Origin of the sequence: Paenibacillus sp. yr247, from assembly GCF_900103825.1 — a bacterium.
In the GTDB taxonomy this organism is placed as follows: Bacteria; Bacillota; Bacilli; order Paenibacillales; family NBRC-103111; genus Paenibacillus_E.
Genome location: NZ_FNIF01000003.1, coordinates 172,245 through 187,642, shown reverse-complemented (window position 1 = coordinate 187,642; position 15,398 = coordinate 172,245). Strand labels below are relative to the sequence as shown.

The following is a 15,398-nucleotide window of genomic DNA, read 5'->3' as shown; positions in this document are numbered from 1 at the left end:
TTTATGGAAAAATTGCGTGTGGGGTGAGGAAATATGGGAGAGGCAATCGTTGTCACTTCAGGAAAGGGCGGCGTTGGTAAAACAACGACTTCCGCGAATCTTGGAACAGCATTGGCGCTTTTAGGTAAAAAAGTTTGCATGGTAGATACCGACATTGGATTGCGTAATCTTGATGTGGTCATGGGGTTGGAAAATCGCATTATTTACGATCTTGTGGACGTTGCCGAAGGACGCTGCCGTTTGCCGCAAGCCTTAATTAAAGATAAGCGCTTTGATGAGCTGTATCTTTTGCCAGCTGCTCAAACGAAGGACAAGCATGCGGTATCGCCAGAGCAAGTAAGGGATATTATTCTGGAGCTCAAAAAAGATTTCGAATTCGTGATTATTGATTGTCCGGCCGGCATTGAACAAGGGTTCAAAAATGCTGTTGCCGGCGCTGACAAAGCGATTGTCGTTACCACTCCGGAAAATGCAGCTGTTCGTGATGCTGACCGCATAATTGGACTGCTGGAGAATGAGAAAATCTCCTCTCCAAAGTTGGTCATTAACCGCATTCGTCCACAGATGATGAAGAAAGGCGAGATGCTGGATATTGATGAAATATGCTCCGTTCTCGCTATAGATCTGCTAGGTATTGTTCCTGATGATGAGCATGTCATTAAAGCAGCCAATTTAGGCGAACCCACCGTAATGAATCCGTCGTCGCGCGCGGCTATTGCTTACCGTAACATCGCTCGCCGAATTTTGGGAGATACGGTGCCGCTCATGCAATTGGAAGACAAAACTGGTTGGGTCAAACGTATGAAAAAGTTTATCGGAATAGGATGATTGTTCTGTGCTCGCCAAACTGAAAAACATAGATTTTCCCATTGTTGTCATTTTGTTTGCCTTCATGGTCATAAGTACGATGATGGTGTACAGCGCATCTGTGGATCATCCAACGATTACCATTAGCGTTACCAAAATACTAATCTTATACGCAGTCGGTTTAATTGCTTTCCTGGCATGCAGCTTATTTGATTATCGAGTACTCATTCGAATTGCTCCCTATTTGTACGGAATTGGAATTGTTTCCTTGGTTGCGGTTTATTTTTTTGGTAAAAAAATTCACGGAGCACGCGGCTGGTTTGAGCTTCCGGGTGGCTTAACCTTTCAACCGGCGGAGTTGGTTAAGTTAATTCTTATCATTTGCATTACGGCTCTCCTGGCAAGGCGCGGAGGGGATTTGCTACAAATAAAAAGTGACATTATATCCGTGGGTGCGGCTGTTTTATTACCCTTTGTCCTAGTCCTCATCCAGCCTGATCTAGGGAATGCCATCATCTTTATTATTATTTTGCTGGGTATGCTCTGGATTGGTAATATTAAATATTCGCATGTTCTGCTGAGTATTGTCGTATTGGTTGGGGCCGGATTCCTGCTTTTGACCTTATACAAGACTTTTCACCAGTCCTTGTTTGATATGCTCAAGGGATACGGCTTCAGCCATTGGATGGACCGTATAGATACATTTCTCTATCCGCAAGAGGTATCCGCTGATGATAATTATCAGGTTCGGAACGCAGTGAGGGCGATTGGTTCAGGTGGTTTGGAAGGCGAAGGCTTCCTGAAGGGAACTTCAGTTCACAGTAACTTCATTCCCTTTGCTTATTCCGATTCCATCTTTGTCGTGGTAGGGGAAGAATTCGGTTTCCGAGGATCTGCTGTCCTGCTTCTCATCTATTTCTTGCTCATTTATCGCATGATTCTCATCTCGATTCAAAGCACTCAACTTGGCGGAGCATATATCGTAGTTGGTGTTGTTTCTATGTTCGTCTTTCAAATTTTTGAAAATGTAGGCATGATGATTGGCATTATGCCTCTAACGGGAATCACACTTCCTTTCGTCAGTTACGGGGGAACGTCCCTGTTGATCAACATGCTTTCACTAGGTTTAGTCATGAGCGTAAAGCTCCACCAGGAACGAGAACCTGAATTGTTTTAAAGGATATGGAATGCCGGAGCCCTTGACCATTGGTCAATGGGCTTTTTTCTTGTGGGATAGGAATCAACGTTATTGATTACATAATCTTGTCCTTCTTCTCATAGGCTGTACTAATACTAATGCGAGTATATGGTAGCAAGTAACGCTAATGAAGAAAGTTTTCCTGAAGGAAAACGTTTAGGAGGGGCTTCCATGGAAGTCAGAGATAAAGTGAAACAGAGACGGTTAGAACGACTTCGCAATTTGCGCGAAACGTCAGAAACTTCGAACGTGAGTGGAAATCAGGCTAGACCTTCTCGATTTACGGATCACGCATTGCCTAATCGTCAACATCCTGAACTGCCTCTATATGTGGATTCCGACTGGAAACGGCGAATGGAGGATCCCGAGTACGCATGGCAGCAGAAATTATTGATGGATAAAGCATTAAACGGGGGAGGTCATTTGGTAGATGGAGAGAGAGGGCTGTTCGCGCCTCCTTCGCCTCGCAAGATTACGGTCAAGCTGTTTATTAGCTGTGTTTTGTTTGCAGCTCTATATGGGATGTTCCAGCTTAATCAGCCTTGGGCTAACAAAGGGAAGCAACTCGTCACAAACTCGCTTACGCAGTCATTCGATTTCTCAGCACTTTCAGCTTGGTATACCGATCAGTTCGGTGGATCGCCTTCGTTCATTCCAAGTTTTAACCGAGAAGGGGATGAAGCTGTAAAAGTGAGTACCACTAAGCGTACTTTGTTTCCCCCTGCAAAAGGAAGTATTATTCAGCCTTATGATGGAACTTCCCACTTGGGAGTTAAGTTAAATACCGTGGAGTATGCACCGGTATATGCGTTAGATACAGGTCAGGTTATTTTCTCCGGAGTGGCTGAGGAAACTGGCCTAACGATAGTGATTCGCCATCCAGGGGGTCTTCAATCCTTGTATGGCGGATTAAGTAAGGCAGATGTAGAAGTGGGTGATTGGATGAAAGTTGGTGAACCCATCGGTAAAGCTTCTAAAAAGGATCCAACGAAGGGAACATTGTACGTTGCTGTTACGAAGAATGGTCACCCCGTCAATCCATCGGATGTGATTAGTTTTGATTAAAATTGCCGGAACAACGTTCCGCTTTCATCCCTTATTCACTCTCATAATGATTGGTTCTGTTCTGACTGGTTACTTCCTAGAGGCTGTTACTTTATTTGGCATCGTACTGGTTCACGAGCTTGGTCATCTGGCTGCCGCGAACGGCTTTGGATGGAGGGTGCGGGAAGTGCTGCTCCTTCCCTTTGGTGGAGTTCTAATTGTGGAGGAGTTGGGGACAGCACCTACATGGGAGGAGCTCATTGTCTCTTTAGCTGGACCGCTGCAGCATGTATGGATGATTCTCGTTGCGCTGCTGATGAAGTGGATGGGAGTGGGAGCAAGCAGTTGGTGGGATTATTTCATTGAGGCAAATTTGATGATAGGCTTATTCAATTTAATTCCTGTCATGCCGCTCGATGGGGGCAAAGTGATGCAGTCCTTGTTAGGGTATTTATTGTCATACCATAACACCATTTTATATACCGTATGGATCAGCATGGTCTTAAGTCTTGCTATTATTGTCATGGCAATTATTCAATTGATCGGCGGTCATCTCCCGCTAAATATGTTGGTCATCGGTATTTTCTTACTTGTCTCCAATTGGTATGCCTATCGGCAGCTGCCCTATCACTTTTTTCGCTTTCTGATCGGCCGCGGGAACAGGGTGAGTCAATTGCTGAGCCGAGGGACATTAGCGCAGCCGATTGTGATAACGAAACAACGAACAATGGCTGAAACCTTGAAACTTTTTATGAGGGAAAAATATCATTTGATCTATGTGGTCAATGAAGCGGGGCGTATACAAGCCGTATTGCCTGAACAGCAATTAGTGAGTGGTTATTTGGATGGAAAAAAACCGGGGAGTGCAGTTTCCGATCTTTTCATGTAAAATAACTGTTGAGGTGAACGTGTATGAAGCAACTTATAATTCACTGCGCACCTGAGCTTACACAAGCGGCATTGCTTGAAGAAGGCCGCCTTGTTGAGTATGATACGCAGTATCCGCTTGATTCCCAAAGAGCAGGCAGCATCTACATGGGTCGCATCGTCAATGTACTTCCAGGCATGCAGGCGGCATTCATCGATATCGGACTTGCGAAGAATGCCTTTCTATATATAGACGACCTCCTCCCCGTCCACTTGGACAAGCAGCCTAAGATTAAACCTTCCATAACGGAGCTCGCCGAAGTAGGAAAGACACTGATGGTGCAGGTGACGAAGGATCCGCAAGGCACCAAAGGTGCAAGGGTAACAACTCATGTTTCCATTCCTGGCCGCTGGATAGTGTACATGCCAGACGCCGATTATATTGCCATATCCCGTAAAATTGATTTAGAAGCAGAAAGACAGCGCCTCAAACAGCTTGCAGAAAGCAATTTGCTCCCCGGAGAAGGTGTCATTATGCGTACGGGTGCGATTGGCCAGAGCGAAGAAGCCATTCGTGATGATCTTCAGAATTTAAGAGATTTGTGGAATATCATTCAATCTAAAATGGAAGTCGCGCATGCGCCAGCGCAATTATATCAGGATCTTGATCTCCTGCCTAGATTAGCTCGAGATGTCATAACGGATGAGGTCAATGAAGTTTGGCTGAATGATGCCAAGGTGTACGAAGAGATGAGACAGTTATTGCGTAAGCAGCATCCGAGTTGGCGGGGACGCATCGCTTTTTATGACCGGAAAATACCTTTGTTCGATCAATTCGGGGTAACCGATGAACTGAATCAGAGCTTCAGACGTAAGATTTGGTTGCCTAGTGGCGGATATTTAATCATTGATCAAACAGAAGCGCTAACTGTCATTGATGTGAATACGGGAAGGTACACAGGATCGATTGATTTAGAACAGACGGTCACAGATATTAATCGCGAAGCAGCAAGTGAAATTCCAAGGCTTTTGCGTCTTCGAAATATAAGAGGCATTATTATTGTTGATTTTATAGACATGACTTCGGAAGTGAATCGAGCGGCGGTGATGGAGAACATCACACTAGCTGTGCGCAAGGATCGCTCCAAAACGAGTATTGTTGGTTGGACGAAGCTAGGCTTGCTAGAAATGACGCGTAAGCGTAAATAAAGCATTGCATATCAAAATGTTTCTGTGATATAATACTCGGAGTGTGTTGTTTAGGCATGCTGTAACCGCACGAATCGGGTCTAAGCACGGATTTGGATTTATCCTAACCGTCACCTGGACAAGGCGAGTCTGAGACATGAGGAGGTAATGAAAATGTACGCAATTATTGAAACAGGTGGTAAGCAGTACAAAGTTCAAGAGGGCGATGTTCTTTACATCGAAAAATTGAACGCAGCTGAAGGTGAAGTTGTTTCTTTTGATCGTGTGTTCTTGGTTTCCAAAGAGAGTGGCTTAGTAGTAGGTGCTCCATTGGTTGCTGGTGCTTCAGTTTCCGCGAAAGTGGAGAAACACGGCAAAGGCGCGAAAGTGATCGTTTATAAGTACAAACCGAAAAAGAACTATCACAAAAAACAAGGTCATCGTCAACCGTACACAAGAGTAGTTGTTGAGAAAATCCAAGCGTAAGAGGCAGCCTTATGATCTATGTGACCATAGAGCGTCTTGCACCGGATTCACCTCAGATCTCATCTTTTGTAGTGGAAGGCCATGCTGAATATGACGTACCTGGCAAAGACCTGGTCTGTGCTGCAGTATCAGCGGTAACGTTCGGTACTTATAATTCGATTGAATCACTGACGGGCGTGATTCCCATTCACGAAATGGAGCGAGGCTTGATGGATGTTACAATTCCAGAAAGTATACGATCTGTTCCGGAGACATGGAATAATGTCCAATTGATTCTAGAATCGATGGTCGTCATGCTACAAACCATTGCAGACAATTACGGTGACTATATAACGATTGAAACAATCTATCACAAAGGAGGATAACACCATGTTGAAATTGGATCTCCAGTTTTTCGCTTCCAAAAAAGGGGTGGGTTCTACAAAGAACGGACGTGACTCACACTCTAAGCGCCTTGGCGCTAAACGTGCTGACGGTCAAACCGTTACAGCTGGAAGCATTCTCTACCGCCAACGCGGAACGAAAATTCACCCAGGAACGAACGTAGGCATCGGTTCGGATGATACACTTTTCGCTTTGGTACAAGGCGTAGTGAAATTCGAGCGTTGGGGCCGCGATCGCAAAAAAGTGAGCGTATACCCAGTTGATGTAGCTCCTGTGGCTGCAGCTTTAGAAGCGTAATATGAATCCCTGGCGAGCGATAAGCCCGCCCAGGGATTTTTTCCTAATAGGAAACAAACCTCTAAACCGGTCATTCATTTCCGATGGCCGAGGGCAGAGGTTTTCTCATTTGTTTGGTGAAGTTTGCTAGTACATCATGATATACTGGATGAACGGTTACAAAGCAGGGGAGAACGGAGCGAACGGGGAATGAAGCGAGTTGGCAGCGCGCAAGTTTATTTATTAGCACTTGTGCTTATAGGATTGACGGGGATGATGTTTGTGGAACCCTGGATCGTCAGGGGTGCTTTACTTTTGATCATAGTCTTTTGCGGTTATACGGCTTTCAAGCTGGAAGCGAGTAGAATTGAGGAGAAATGGAGCCAAGAGCTCCGTCAACAGGAACATCAGGCTCAAACGAAGTTAATTCGAGTCATAAATCGCTTACGTCACGATTGGATGAATGATACCCAAATTTTGTTTGGTTATATTCAGTTAAAGAAATTTGATAATTTACATCCTTATATGGAAAAAATAAAAATGAATATGCAGCAGGAAAGTAATCTCTCCAAGCTAGGTATTCCATCGTTAATTGCTTTCTTGTTGCAGTTCCGTGTCGAGTCGAAATCATTGGAGCTCGACGTTGAATTAGAGCAGGAAATCAATTTGGGACAACTCCCTCTGCAAGGCGGACTGATTGAAAGATTGGTACGCCAAACGGTTGAATGCGTTCAGGAGTATGCTGCGGTAGGTGACGATGAAAGTGGTACACTTAGCTTGGAATTTGATGTTCAAGAAGATGGCTTACTGCTTGATTTTGTATATCAAGGTCCCTATCATCGGGAGCAACTTGAAAAAGTGGTGAAGGAGAATCTACATTCGAATGTAAATTCTTACTCACTGGAACACAATGATTGGCAAGAGGAAGAAGCGGTCATCACATTGCGGTTGCCGTTTCATATATAATGAGGTGTAGAAATGTTTGTTGATAAGGCGAAGATATTTGTAAAAGGCGGCGACGGCGGCGATGGTTTAGTTGCTTTCCGACGTGAGAAATATGTACCGGAAGGCGGACCTGCCGGCGGTGACGGAGGTCATGGCGGCGATGTTATTTTCCGTGTAGACGAAGGTCTGCGTACATTGATGGATTTCCGTTATCAGAAGCACTTTAAGGCGGAGCGCGGTGAGAAAGGCCGTAACAAGTCCATGCATGGCGCTAACGCGGAGGATATGATCGTACGTATCCCACCGGGCACAACGATCATTGATGATGATACTGGGGAAGTCATCGCTGACTTGACGCGTCACGGTCAGGAAGTCGTTGTAGCCAAGGGCGGCCGAGGCGGTCGAGGCAATACACGCTTCGCAACAGCGCGAGTCACAGCGCCAGAGATTGCTGAGAACGGCGAAGAAGGCGTGGAGCGCTGGGTTGTCCTGGAGATGAAGGTGATGGCTGACGTCGGCTTAGTAGGCTTTCCCAGCGTAGGGAAATCCACGCTATTGTCAGTTGTCTCTGCCGCGAAGCCGAAGATTGCGGCGTATCACTTTACAACCCTCACCCCGAACCTCGGGGTTGTGGATGTAGGTGATGGACGCAGCTTCGTAATGGCGGACCTTCCCGGTCTTATCGAAGGGGCTCACGAGGGTGTGGGACTTGGTCATGAGTTCCTGCGTCACGTAGAACGGACGCGAGTTATCGTACACGTTGTGGACATGTCCGCTGCTGATGGCCGCGACCCTTATGAAGATTTCCTTAAGATCAATGAGGAAATTAAGCTTTATAACGCTAAGTTGGAGCAGCGCCCGCAAATCGTTGTTGCCAACAAGATGGACATGCCGGAGTCAGATGACAATCTGGTCTTATTCAAGGAGCAGTTGGCTGCGGATGGCAAAGAGTTAGACGTTTATCCGATTTCTGCTTTGACGCGAGGTGGTGTACAGGAGCTTCTCTACAAGATTTCAGACATTGTAGAAAGGATCCCGCATGCTCCTGAAGTAGAGGGTGTAGCTGAAAAAGAAGAGCGTAAAGTGTATCGCTTCGAGAAACGCGAGGAAAATGATTACACGATACGTCGAGAAAACGATGTATTCATTGTTGAAAGTCCTTCGATTGAGAAGTTGATCAAACGCACGAATTTCAGCACACAGGATGGCATCGCGCGTTTTGCTCGTATTTTGCGTAATATGGGGATAGATGAAGAATTACGCAAACGTGGAGCTATCCATGGGCAGACGATCCAAATTGGTGATTTTGACTTCGAATTTGATGAAAAGCAATAAATCCATAGAAACACTTATCCTTAGGGATGAGTGTTTTTTTTACGTCCATAATCAAATTGATGTTATAATACTTGACATATAATTAGAAAAGAATTACGATTTTGCTAAATAAACTTAAAATAATGTAAGGAATCATAACATGATGATGAATTATTTAAAAGGAAGGGAGGAATGACCATGAAAAGATGGATCCAAGCGATAGGATCAGGTCAGCAAGGAACAACTCGTGATTTATCATACGAAGAGGCCGTAGAAGCGGCACATGAGATGGCAAGGGGGGATTCTACAGATGCTCAATGCGCGGCTTTCTTAATGGCCCTTTGTATGAAAGGAGAAGCTGATGAAGAGTTGATGGCATTCATTGATGTTTTTCGCAGCTATTCCTTGAATTACCATACTTTTGCGGATTCACTTAATTGCGCGGGACCTACAGAGGGAAGGCAATATTTTCCGATAACGCTTCCAGTTAGCCTGTTGCTTGCTTCAGTAGGTTTCTCCCAGATCCTACATGGAGGCGATTCGCTTCCCCCTAGACAGGGAACAGCCATGAAAGAAATATTGGAAACCTTTGGCGTTAATATAGACTTGTCAGTGAAAGCGTGGGAAACGATGTTGTTTCACCTGCATATTGGATTTCTACACACAGAACAGCTTTGTCCACCTTTAGGGAAGTTGAAACGGGTTCGTGAACAGATAGGCCTGCGAACAGTCATGAATACCGTTGAGAAAGTCATGAATCCGGTACATTCAACGAATATGATTATTGGTGTCAATCAGCGGAAAACCATGGAGTCACTAATTCCCATTTCTATCAGATCTGGCTTTCAAAATGTATATATTGTCAATGGGATTGAAGGCTCCGAAGATTTGCCGATCTATCAGAACAGTAAGATAAGGATCGTAACCCCCTGGGGGGATGAATCCCGAGTGGTTGAACCGCAGAAATTTGGTTTTCTTAGTGAGCCCTTGCTGCCGCTAAGCAAAGATGATCAGGTTTCAATGGTGCAGCGCATTATTGCGGGTGAAGATTCCGAGGAATTGAAGCGGGAACGTGATCATGTCATTTTCAACACGGGACTACGCTTGATGTGGTTCGATAAAGTCGGCAGTTATGAGGAGGGCTTTCAATTAGCAGAATCACTGCTGCAAAGGAACGAAGCGCAGAAAGTCATGCAAAGATGGGTGGATCAGAGTCATCGATTTACACTTCAAGATCTTCCCAAAAATAATTCCTCGGCAAAAATTGGATAAGTGACCTTCCACAAGCTGCTTCGTATTCAGCTAATGGGAGGGTCTTTTTTTTGTTGATTATTCCTATCCACTGAAATGAGCCTTCTTTTACGAATATATAAAAGAGCAACGTCTTTCGAAGCCAGATGGTCTGGCGAAAAGCGGGAGACAATGCTTACGACGCAAAAATTGTTTGAGCAAACAATAAGGAGGTCTATATCATGAAAAAACATCTGTTGACCCTTGTACTCGTTCCAGCCCTTATGTTTGGAGCTGTTACAATTCCTTTACCGAAACAAGCTTCTGCAGCAACGACAGGTCAAATTATAAGCAGTGTCAGTCTTCGCCAAAGTGCCACTGAGAATTCTGCTCGGATTCGATACTTGAAACAAGGCGAGAAAGTCACCATTTTGTCCAAAGTGAACAGTTGGTGGTATAAAGTGAAAGCTTCCGATGGCCGTGAGGGTTACATAAGCACGAATTCTAAATACATACAAACATCAAGTGTTACATCGCCAGGTGGATCTAATAATGGTGGCTCCAGCAGCGGTTCAACGAGTGCGAAGGTTCAAAAAATCATTGCGGCAGGAAAAAAGTATTTAGGTACACCATATGAATATGGATCAGATCGTAACAATACAAGTACATTTGATTGCTCAGACTTTGTCCGTCAAGCTTTCTTGGATGGCATCGGATTGAAGCTGCCAAGTGACTCTAGGGGACAAGGGAATTACGTAAAGTCACTCGGACATGCCAAAACGGATTGGCACGATCTGAAGGCTGGCGATCTTATGTTCTTCATGTCTTACAAAGGGACAGGCCAATCGAATTACAGCGGTATTAATAAGGCCACGCAGACGATTACACATGTTGCTATTTACTTAGGAAATGGACAAATCTTGTCGACCTATTCGAAGGACAGTGGTGGTGTTCGCATCGATTCCATCGAAAATCGTCACTGGGAGTACCGTTTCTTATTTGGAGGCAGTGCTTTATAATTAGCAGCAAATGAAAAAGGCGGAATTCGAGAAATCGAAGTCTGCCTTTTTGGTATTTCATTACGTTTGCAGAGGGTCTACTAATGGGTTCCAGTGAATAGTGGGCTCATTTGTGTCCGAGTGAAGTCCTGCTGAACCTATCCAAGGGTGGGGTGTGAGGCCCACGGTAAAATAATGTTCAAGCAAACAACGAAAAATATAAGGGAGAGGACGCTCCAATACTAGTTCTTTAGGAATCCAATGCAGATCACCTTCATTGGTGACTATTCGCGGGTTCACATCGGTCGTTCCGACATAGAAAAACTGCTGGCGAACTTCTTGTCCATATAATCGAAGTAAGACATACTGCATACGCAGACCTTGGATTTCATCATGTTCAATGCCTGTCTCCTCCCATATTTCCCGTAAACAGGCTGCTCTCGGGTTGTTAAGTTCACTTGGCTCTAAGTGGCCGCCAATAGCTGCCCAGAGACCTGGCGAAAGTTTACGAGATAAGGAGCGTTTCATCATGAGTAATTCGTTTTGGCTGTTCCATAGTAGAGCCGTAGACATCATTCTTAATGTAATCATGGATGCGATCCCCTTCTTCACTAATACTCTCAGCTTATCATAGCAAAGTTGTGGGCTGCAAAAAAGAAAGAGTAAGATGTAATTTGCCTATTGATTCAGACTGCGCGATTCGATATAATGTCCTCTATAGAGAAACAATAGTCTTTTTGGAGAGGACGGTAGCGCGGTGCCGGAAAGCAAAGAGTTTTTACAAACAATAAAGCACAACGGTCCTGAGAGGTACTACTTAGTCCGGGAAGATATATTGCCAGAAGGTGTGCTCAAGACGGCACAGGCGAAGGAGCTGCTTGCACGCGGAGAAGTGAAGACGATTCATGATGCCGTTGAACAAGTCGGGCTCAGCCGCAGCGCTTTCTATAAGTATAAGGATGGTATTCACCCTCTCAGCAAGTTGGAAAGAGAGCGCATTATTACAATATCCATGGATTTGGAGCATCGGTCAGGGATTCTGTCTCGCGTATTGGCATTTATTGCTAATTTAGATGGAAATGTATTAACTATACATCAAACGATTCCTCTGCAGGGTATGGCGAACGTTGTCATCTCGGTAGAAACCTCCTCGATGGGGGAAGAGATTCGTCAAATGTTGGATCGACTTCAGTCGCAAGAAGGAGTCAAGCGTGCCATGGTCATCGGCCAGGGCAGTTAAGATAGCACACAATTCGGGAGGTAAAAGAAATGAAACCCATCAAGGTTGGATTACTCGGACTAGGTACAGTAGGAACAGGTGTGGTTCGTATTATCGAAGGACATCAAGAGGATTTGCAGCGTCAAACGGGTTCTTCCATTGAAATTGCCAAAATTCTTGTACAAGATAAAGCTAAGCTTCGCAACATTTCTGTGGAGGCAGACAAACTGACTGAAAACGTATGGGATGTTATCGGTGATAGCGAAATTGATGTCGTTGTTGAAGTTATGGGCGGAGTCTCTGCTACCAAAGATCACATTCTAACGGCTCTAGGCAACGGCAAACACATTGTGACGGCGAACAAGGATCTAATGGCGATGCATGGCGCTGAAATCTTGGCTAAAGCAGCTGAACATGGCTGCGATGTATTTTACGAAGCTAGTGTTGCCGGAGGTATTCCGATTATTCGTGCACTCGTCGAGGGCTTCTCCTCTGACCGTATTACGAAGATTATGGGCATTGTGAACGGAACAACGAACTACATTTTGACCAAAATGAGTCAAGAGGGCGCTGCTTATGCAGAGGTGTTGAAAGAAGCGCAGGATCTGGGCTATGCAGAGGCAGATCCTACATCCGATGTTGAAGGGTTGGATGCAGCTCGCAAAATGACAATCTTGTCTACACTTGGCTTCCACGCCAATGTTGCTCTGAGCGATGTTGAAGCGAAAGGAATTTCCAAAGTAACCAAAGAAGATATACAATATGGCAAAAAACTAGGCTACGAAGTGAAGCTGCTTGGTATTGCTGAGAATCATGATGGTCACATCTCAGTGAGTGTACAGCCTACAATGGTGAAAAGCTCGCATCCGCTCGCTTCAGTAAATGGCGTGTTCAATGCTGTGTACGTAACAGGCGAAGCGGTTGGCGAGACAATGTTCTATGGGGCAGGCGCAGGTGAGCTGCCAACGGCAACATCCGTCGTAGCTGATTTGGTTGCTGTAGTGCGCAACTTAAAGCTTGGCGTTAATGGACGTACGGTTCTGGCACCTTACAAAGAGAAGAAGCTGAAGACGGACGAACAGATTGCTTGCAAAAACTTTATTCTACTGCACGTTGAAGATAAAGCAGGTGTGCTTGCACAAATTACGCAAATTTTTGCTCAGCACGAAGTTAGTTTGGAGTCTGTCTTCCAACACCCGAATAAAAGTAATCCTAAGGCTGAAATTATTATTATCACGCATGATGCGAACCAAGCCAGCATGAAAAATGTGCTGAATCAGTTCGAATCGATGGATGTTATACATGCTATCAAAAGCGTCTACCGTGTAGAAGGCTAATCTACCACATATTCTATTATTGCAGGCTAAATTATTGAAAAGAGGCGCAATTTCGAAATGAGTTATAGGGCAGTACAAAAGGTAAGAGTGAAAGTGCCGGCTAGCACGGCAAACTTAGGTCCTGGCTTTGACTCACTGGGGATGGCCTTGAACTTATTTGCCTGGATTGATCTGGCAATCTCGGATCAAACGACGATTCACTTGATTGGCGATCAGATGAACGGAATTCCAACAGACAAGTCCAATTTAATTTATAAAGTGGCACAAATGGTATTTCAAGAGGCGGGCGTCTCACTCCCAGAGCTGGACATTACGATGTATAGCGAAATTCCGCTCACACGCGGTCTAGGCAGCAGCGCGTCAGCCATTGTTGGTGCGCTTGCCGGCGCCAATGCTTTGATCGGAAACAAACTCACAACGTATGAGCTGTTCCAAATTGCGAGCCGCCTAGAAAAACACCCTGACAATGTAGGGGCAAGCTTGTTTGGTGGGATCGTGGTTGCGTTCTGGGATGGCGAGAAGGCCGAATCTATTCGGATAGAGCCGGACGCGAATTTAGAAGTGCTTGTGGCGATACCAGCCTTCCAGCTTTCTACAGAGAAGGCGAGAGGGGTCATGCCGAAATTAGTTCCCATGAAGGATGCGGTATTCAACCTCAGCCATTCGTCTCTACTCGTTGCCGCGCTGGCTACCAACAACTTGGGTATGATCCGTCATGCCATGAAGGACGCGCTGCATCAGCCTTACCGTGCTCCGCTCATTCCCGGCATGAAGACGCTGCTGGCGCAAGCCGAGAATCATGGCGCGCTTGGGGTTGCACTCAGCGGAGCGGGACCAACGATGCTTGCACTTGTAGACGCGCGAAGCGGTCAGAAGGCGGAGCTGGAGGCGTTTCTGAAGGATACGCTTGCAAAGGAAGCTATTGAAGCACAAACGCTATGGTTAAAACCAAGTCGAGAAGGTGTGACGACGATTCAGCTCCAAGCAGGTGATGGGGATCTTCAGTCCTTCGTCGAAGGGGAGGTTCTTGCATGAAGAGGGTAGCGATTTTGGGACCAAGTACTTTTTCCGAAGAAGCCACCCGTCATTTTTTGGGTGAAGACTTTATCTACGTTTCTTATAAGCTGATTTCGGAAGTATTTAATGCGACCGTATCAGGCGAAACAGACCTTAGTGTCATTCCAATTGAAAATACGCTGGAAGGTTCCGTCCATCTGCATGTGGACTGGCTCGTTCATGAAGTTGATCTTCCGATACGAGCGGAATGGGTTTTCCCCATTGATATGAACCTCATTGGTTATCCGAATCCAGATGGACAAACGGATGGCTCGAATCCTTACAGTCATATTCGCAAGGTGTTATCTCATCATGTCGTTCCTGCACAGTGCAGCAGATTTATGAAGCTGTATTTAAGTGGAGCGGAGTTTGATCAGGTGAGCTCTACAGCAGAAGGTGTACGTATTGTATCGACGCTGCAGGACCCGACGGTAGCAGCTATCGGAACAGCTATCGCTTCGAAGAATTATGGTGTTCCTATGCTGGAGAAGGAAATACAGGATCATAAAGACAACATGACTCGCTTCTTGTTAGTTGGTTCAGAGGCTTCAGAGCTGAGATCTTCGGAAGACATGAAAACAACGATTCTTGTCACTTTGCCTGAAGATTATCCAGGTGCCCTTCACCAGGTACTCTCAGCCTTCGCGTGGCGCAAAATTAATCTTTCAAAGATTGAATCCAAGCCTACGAAGAAGAAACTTGGTAATTATTACTTTTATATCGATATTGCTGGCTCCATGGATTCGGTGCTCTTGCTATCTGCAATTCAAGAAATTGAAGCGATTGGTTGTCAAGTTCGAATTTTGGGCTGTTATCCAAGTTATTCTTATACAAGTTGATCTAGCTGTTCCCTGGCGTTCATGACGCGAGGGAATTTTTTTGTCCAAAAGGGGCAAAAGCCTAGGAACGTGCATAAGATGTAATATCATTGTGAATAAGCTTAGGCTTACGATGCAAGTTTTCTTGCGAAACTGAGATTATGCTTACGGTGCAAGTTCTTGCGAAAACTCTAAGGTTATGCTTACGAAGCAAGTTTTCTAACGAAAACT

The 15,398-nt window shown here is 45.3% G+C and carries 17 protein-coding genes and 1 other annotated feature; of the genes, 16 read left to right on the top strand and 1 reads right to left on the bottom strand.

Features of this window, described 5'->3' with window-relative positions; translation table 11 throughout:
* Nucleotides 1-33 precede the first annotated feature (33 nt).
* From minD to BLT91_RS09845, 12 genes are all read left to right on the top strand, one after another.
* The gene (gene minD, locus BLT91_RS09900) at nucleotides 34-828 is read left to right on the top strand and encodes a septum site-determining protein MinD (RefSeq protein ID WP_090820255.1); all 795 of its coding nucleotides are present in this window, start codon (nucleotides 34-36) and stop codon (nucleotides 826-828) included.
* Nucleotides 829-835: 7 nt separating this feature from the next.
* Complete coding sequence (locus tag BLT91_RS09895) at nucleotides 836-1,984, top strand: FtsW/RodA/SpoVE family cell cycle protein (RefSeq protein WP_090820253.1); 1,149 nt, start codon at nucleotides 836-838, stop codon at nucleotides 1,982-1,984.
* Nucleotides 1,985-2,176: 192 nt separating this feature from the next.
* The gene (locus BLT91_RS09890) at nucleotides 2,177-3,070 is read left to right on the top strand and encodes a M23 family metallopeptidase (protein WP_175532209.1); all 894 of its coding nucleotides are present in this window, start codon (nucleotides 2,177-2,179) and stop codon (nucleotides 3,068-3,070) included.
* Nucleotides 3,063-3,938, top strand: a complete 876-nt coding sequence (locus BLT91_RS09885) for a M50 family metallopeptidase (RefSeq protein WP_090820249.1) — start codon at nucleotides 3,063-3,065, stop codon at nucleotides 3,936-3,938. The genes BLT91_RS09890 and BLT91_RS09885 overlap by 8 nt, the downstream gene beginning before the upstream one ends.
* Before the next feature lie 23 nt (nucleotides 3,939-3,961).
* Nucleotides 3,962-5,125, top strand: a complete 1,164-nt coding sequence (locus tag BLT91_RS09880) for an Rne/Rng family ribonuclease (protein WP_090820246.1) — start codon at nucleotides 3,962-3,964, stop codon at nucleotides 5,123-5,125.
* A gap of 53 nt (nucleotides 5,126-5,178) precedes the next feature.
* Nucleotides 5,179-5,266, top strand: a sequence feature (ribosomal protein L21 leader region).
* A 12-nt stretch (nucleotides 5,267-5,278) separates the two neighbouring features.
* Entirely contained in the window at nucleotides 5,279-5,590 is a 312-nt protein-coding gene (gene rplU, locus BLT91_RS09875; RefSeq protein WP_029194673.1) for a 50S ribosomal protein L21, read from the top strand.
* An 11-nt stretch (nucleotides 5,591-5,601) separates the two neighbouring features.
* Nucleotides 5,602-5,955: a ribosomal-processing cysteine protease Prp gene (locus tag BLT91_RS09870; RefSeq protein ID WP_090820245.1), complete on the top strand. Its 354-nt coding sequence runs from the start codon at nucleotides 5,602-5,604 to the stop codon at nucleotides 5,953-5,955.
* A gap of 4 nt (nucleotides 5,956-5,959) precedes the next feature.
* A complete protein-coding gene (rpmA, locus tag BLT91_RS09865) occupies nucleotides 5,960-6,271 on the top strand; it encodes a 50S ribosomal protein L27 (RefSeq protein ID WP_029194675.1) in 312 nt (103 codons plus the stop codon).
* Nucleotides 6,272-6,394: 123 nt separating this feature from the next.
* Nucleotides 6,395-7,216, top strand: a complete 822-nt coding sequence (locus BLT91_RS09860; RefSeq protein ID WP_175532208.1) for a Spo0B domain-containing protein — start codon at nucleotides 6,395-6,397, stop codon at nucleotides 7,214-7,216.
* 12 nt (nucleotides 7,217-7,228) lie between these two features.
* Nucleotides 7,229-8,530 carry a GTPase ObgE gene (obgE, locus tag BLT91_RS09855; RefSeq protein ID WP_090820240.1) on the top strand — a complete coding sequence of 434 codons (1,302 nt, stop codon included), beginning with the start codon at nucleotides 7,229-7,231 and terminating at the stop codon, nucleotides 8,528-8,530.
* A 177-nt stretch (nucleotides 8,531-8,707) separates the two neighbouring features.
* A complete protein-coding gene (locus tag BLT91_RS09850) occupies nucleotides 8,708-9,781 on the top strand; it encodes an anthranilate phosphoribosyltransferase (RefSeq protein WP_090820238.1) in 1,074 nt (357 codons plus the stop codon).
* A gap of 200 nt (nucleotides 9,782-9,981) precedes the next feature.
* On the top strand, nucleotides 9,982-10,758 hold the full coding sequence (locus tag BLT91_RS09845) for a C40 family peptidase (protein WP_090820235.1): 777 nt from the start codon (nucleotides 9,982-9,984) through the stop codon (nucleotides 10,756-10,758).
* Between the two features lie 60 nt (nucleotides 10,759-10,818).
* Here the strand turns inward: BLT91_RS09845 and BLT91_RS09840 are convergent, their stop codons facing one another.
* A complete protein-coding gene (locus tag BLT91_RS09840) occupies nucleotides 10,819-11,328 on the bottom strand; it encodes an NUDIX domain-containing protein (RefSeq protein ID WP_090820233.1) in 510 nt (169 codons plus the stop codon).
* Between the two features lie 166 nt (nucleotides 11,329-11,494).
* On the opposite strand from BLT91_RS09840, the gene BLT91_RS09835 reads away from it, so the two are divergent.
* The 4 genes from BLT91_RS09835 to pheA are packed head-to-tail and all read left to right on the top strand — an operon-like array spanning nucleotide 11,495 to nucleotide 15,188.
* On the top strand, nucleotides 11,495-11,977 hold the full coding sequence (locus tag BLT91_RS09835; RefSeq protein ID WP_254776866.1) for an ACT domain-containing protein: 483 nt from the start codon (nucleotides 11,495-11,497) through the stop codon (nucleotides 11,975-11,977).
* A 29-nt stretch (nucleotides 11,978-12,006) separates the two neighbouring features.
* On the top strand, nucleotides 12,007-13,293 hold the full coding sequence (locus tag BLT91_RS09830) for a homoserine dehydrogenase (protein ID WP_090820231.1): 1,287 nt from the start codon (nucleotides 12,007-12,009) through the stop codon (nucleotides 13,291-13,293).
* A 57-nt stretch (nucleotides 13,294-13,350) separates the two neighbouring features.
* On the top strand, nucleotides 13,351-14,328 hold the full coding sequence (thrB, locus tag BLT91_RS09825; RefSeq protein WP_090820229.1) for a homoserine kinase: 978 nt from the start codon (nucleotides 13,351-13,353) through the stop codon (nucleotides 14,326-14,328).
* On the top strand, nucleotides 14,325-15,188 hold the full coding sequence (gene pheA, locus BLT91_RS09820) for a prephenate dehydratase (RefSeq protein WP_090820227.1): 864 nt from the start codon (nucleotides 14,325-14,327) through the stop codon (nucleotides 15,186-15,188). The genes thrB and pheA overlap by 4 nt, the downstream gene beginning before the upstream one ends.
* Nucleotides 15,189-15,398: the final 210 nt, after the last annotated feature.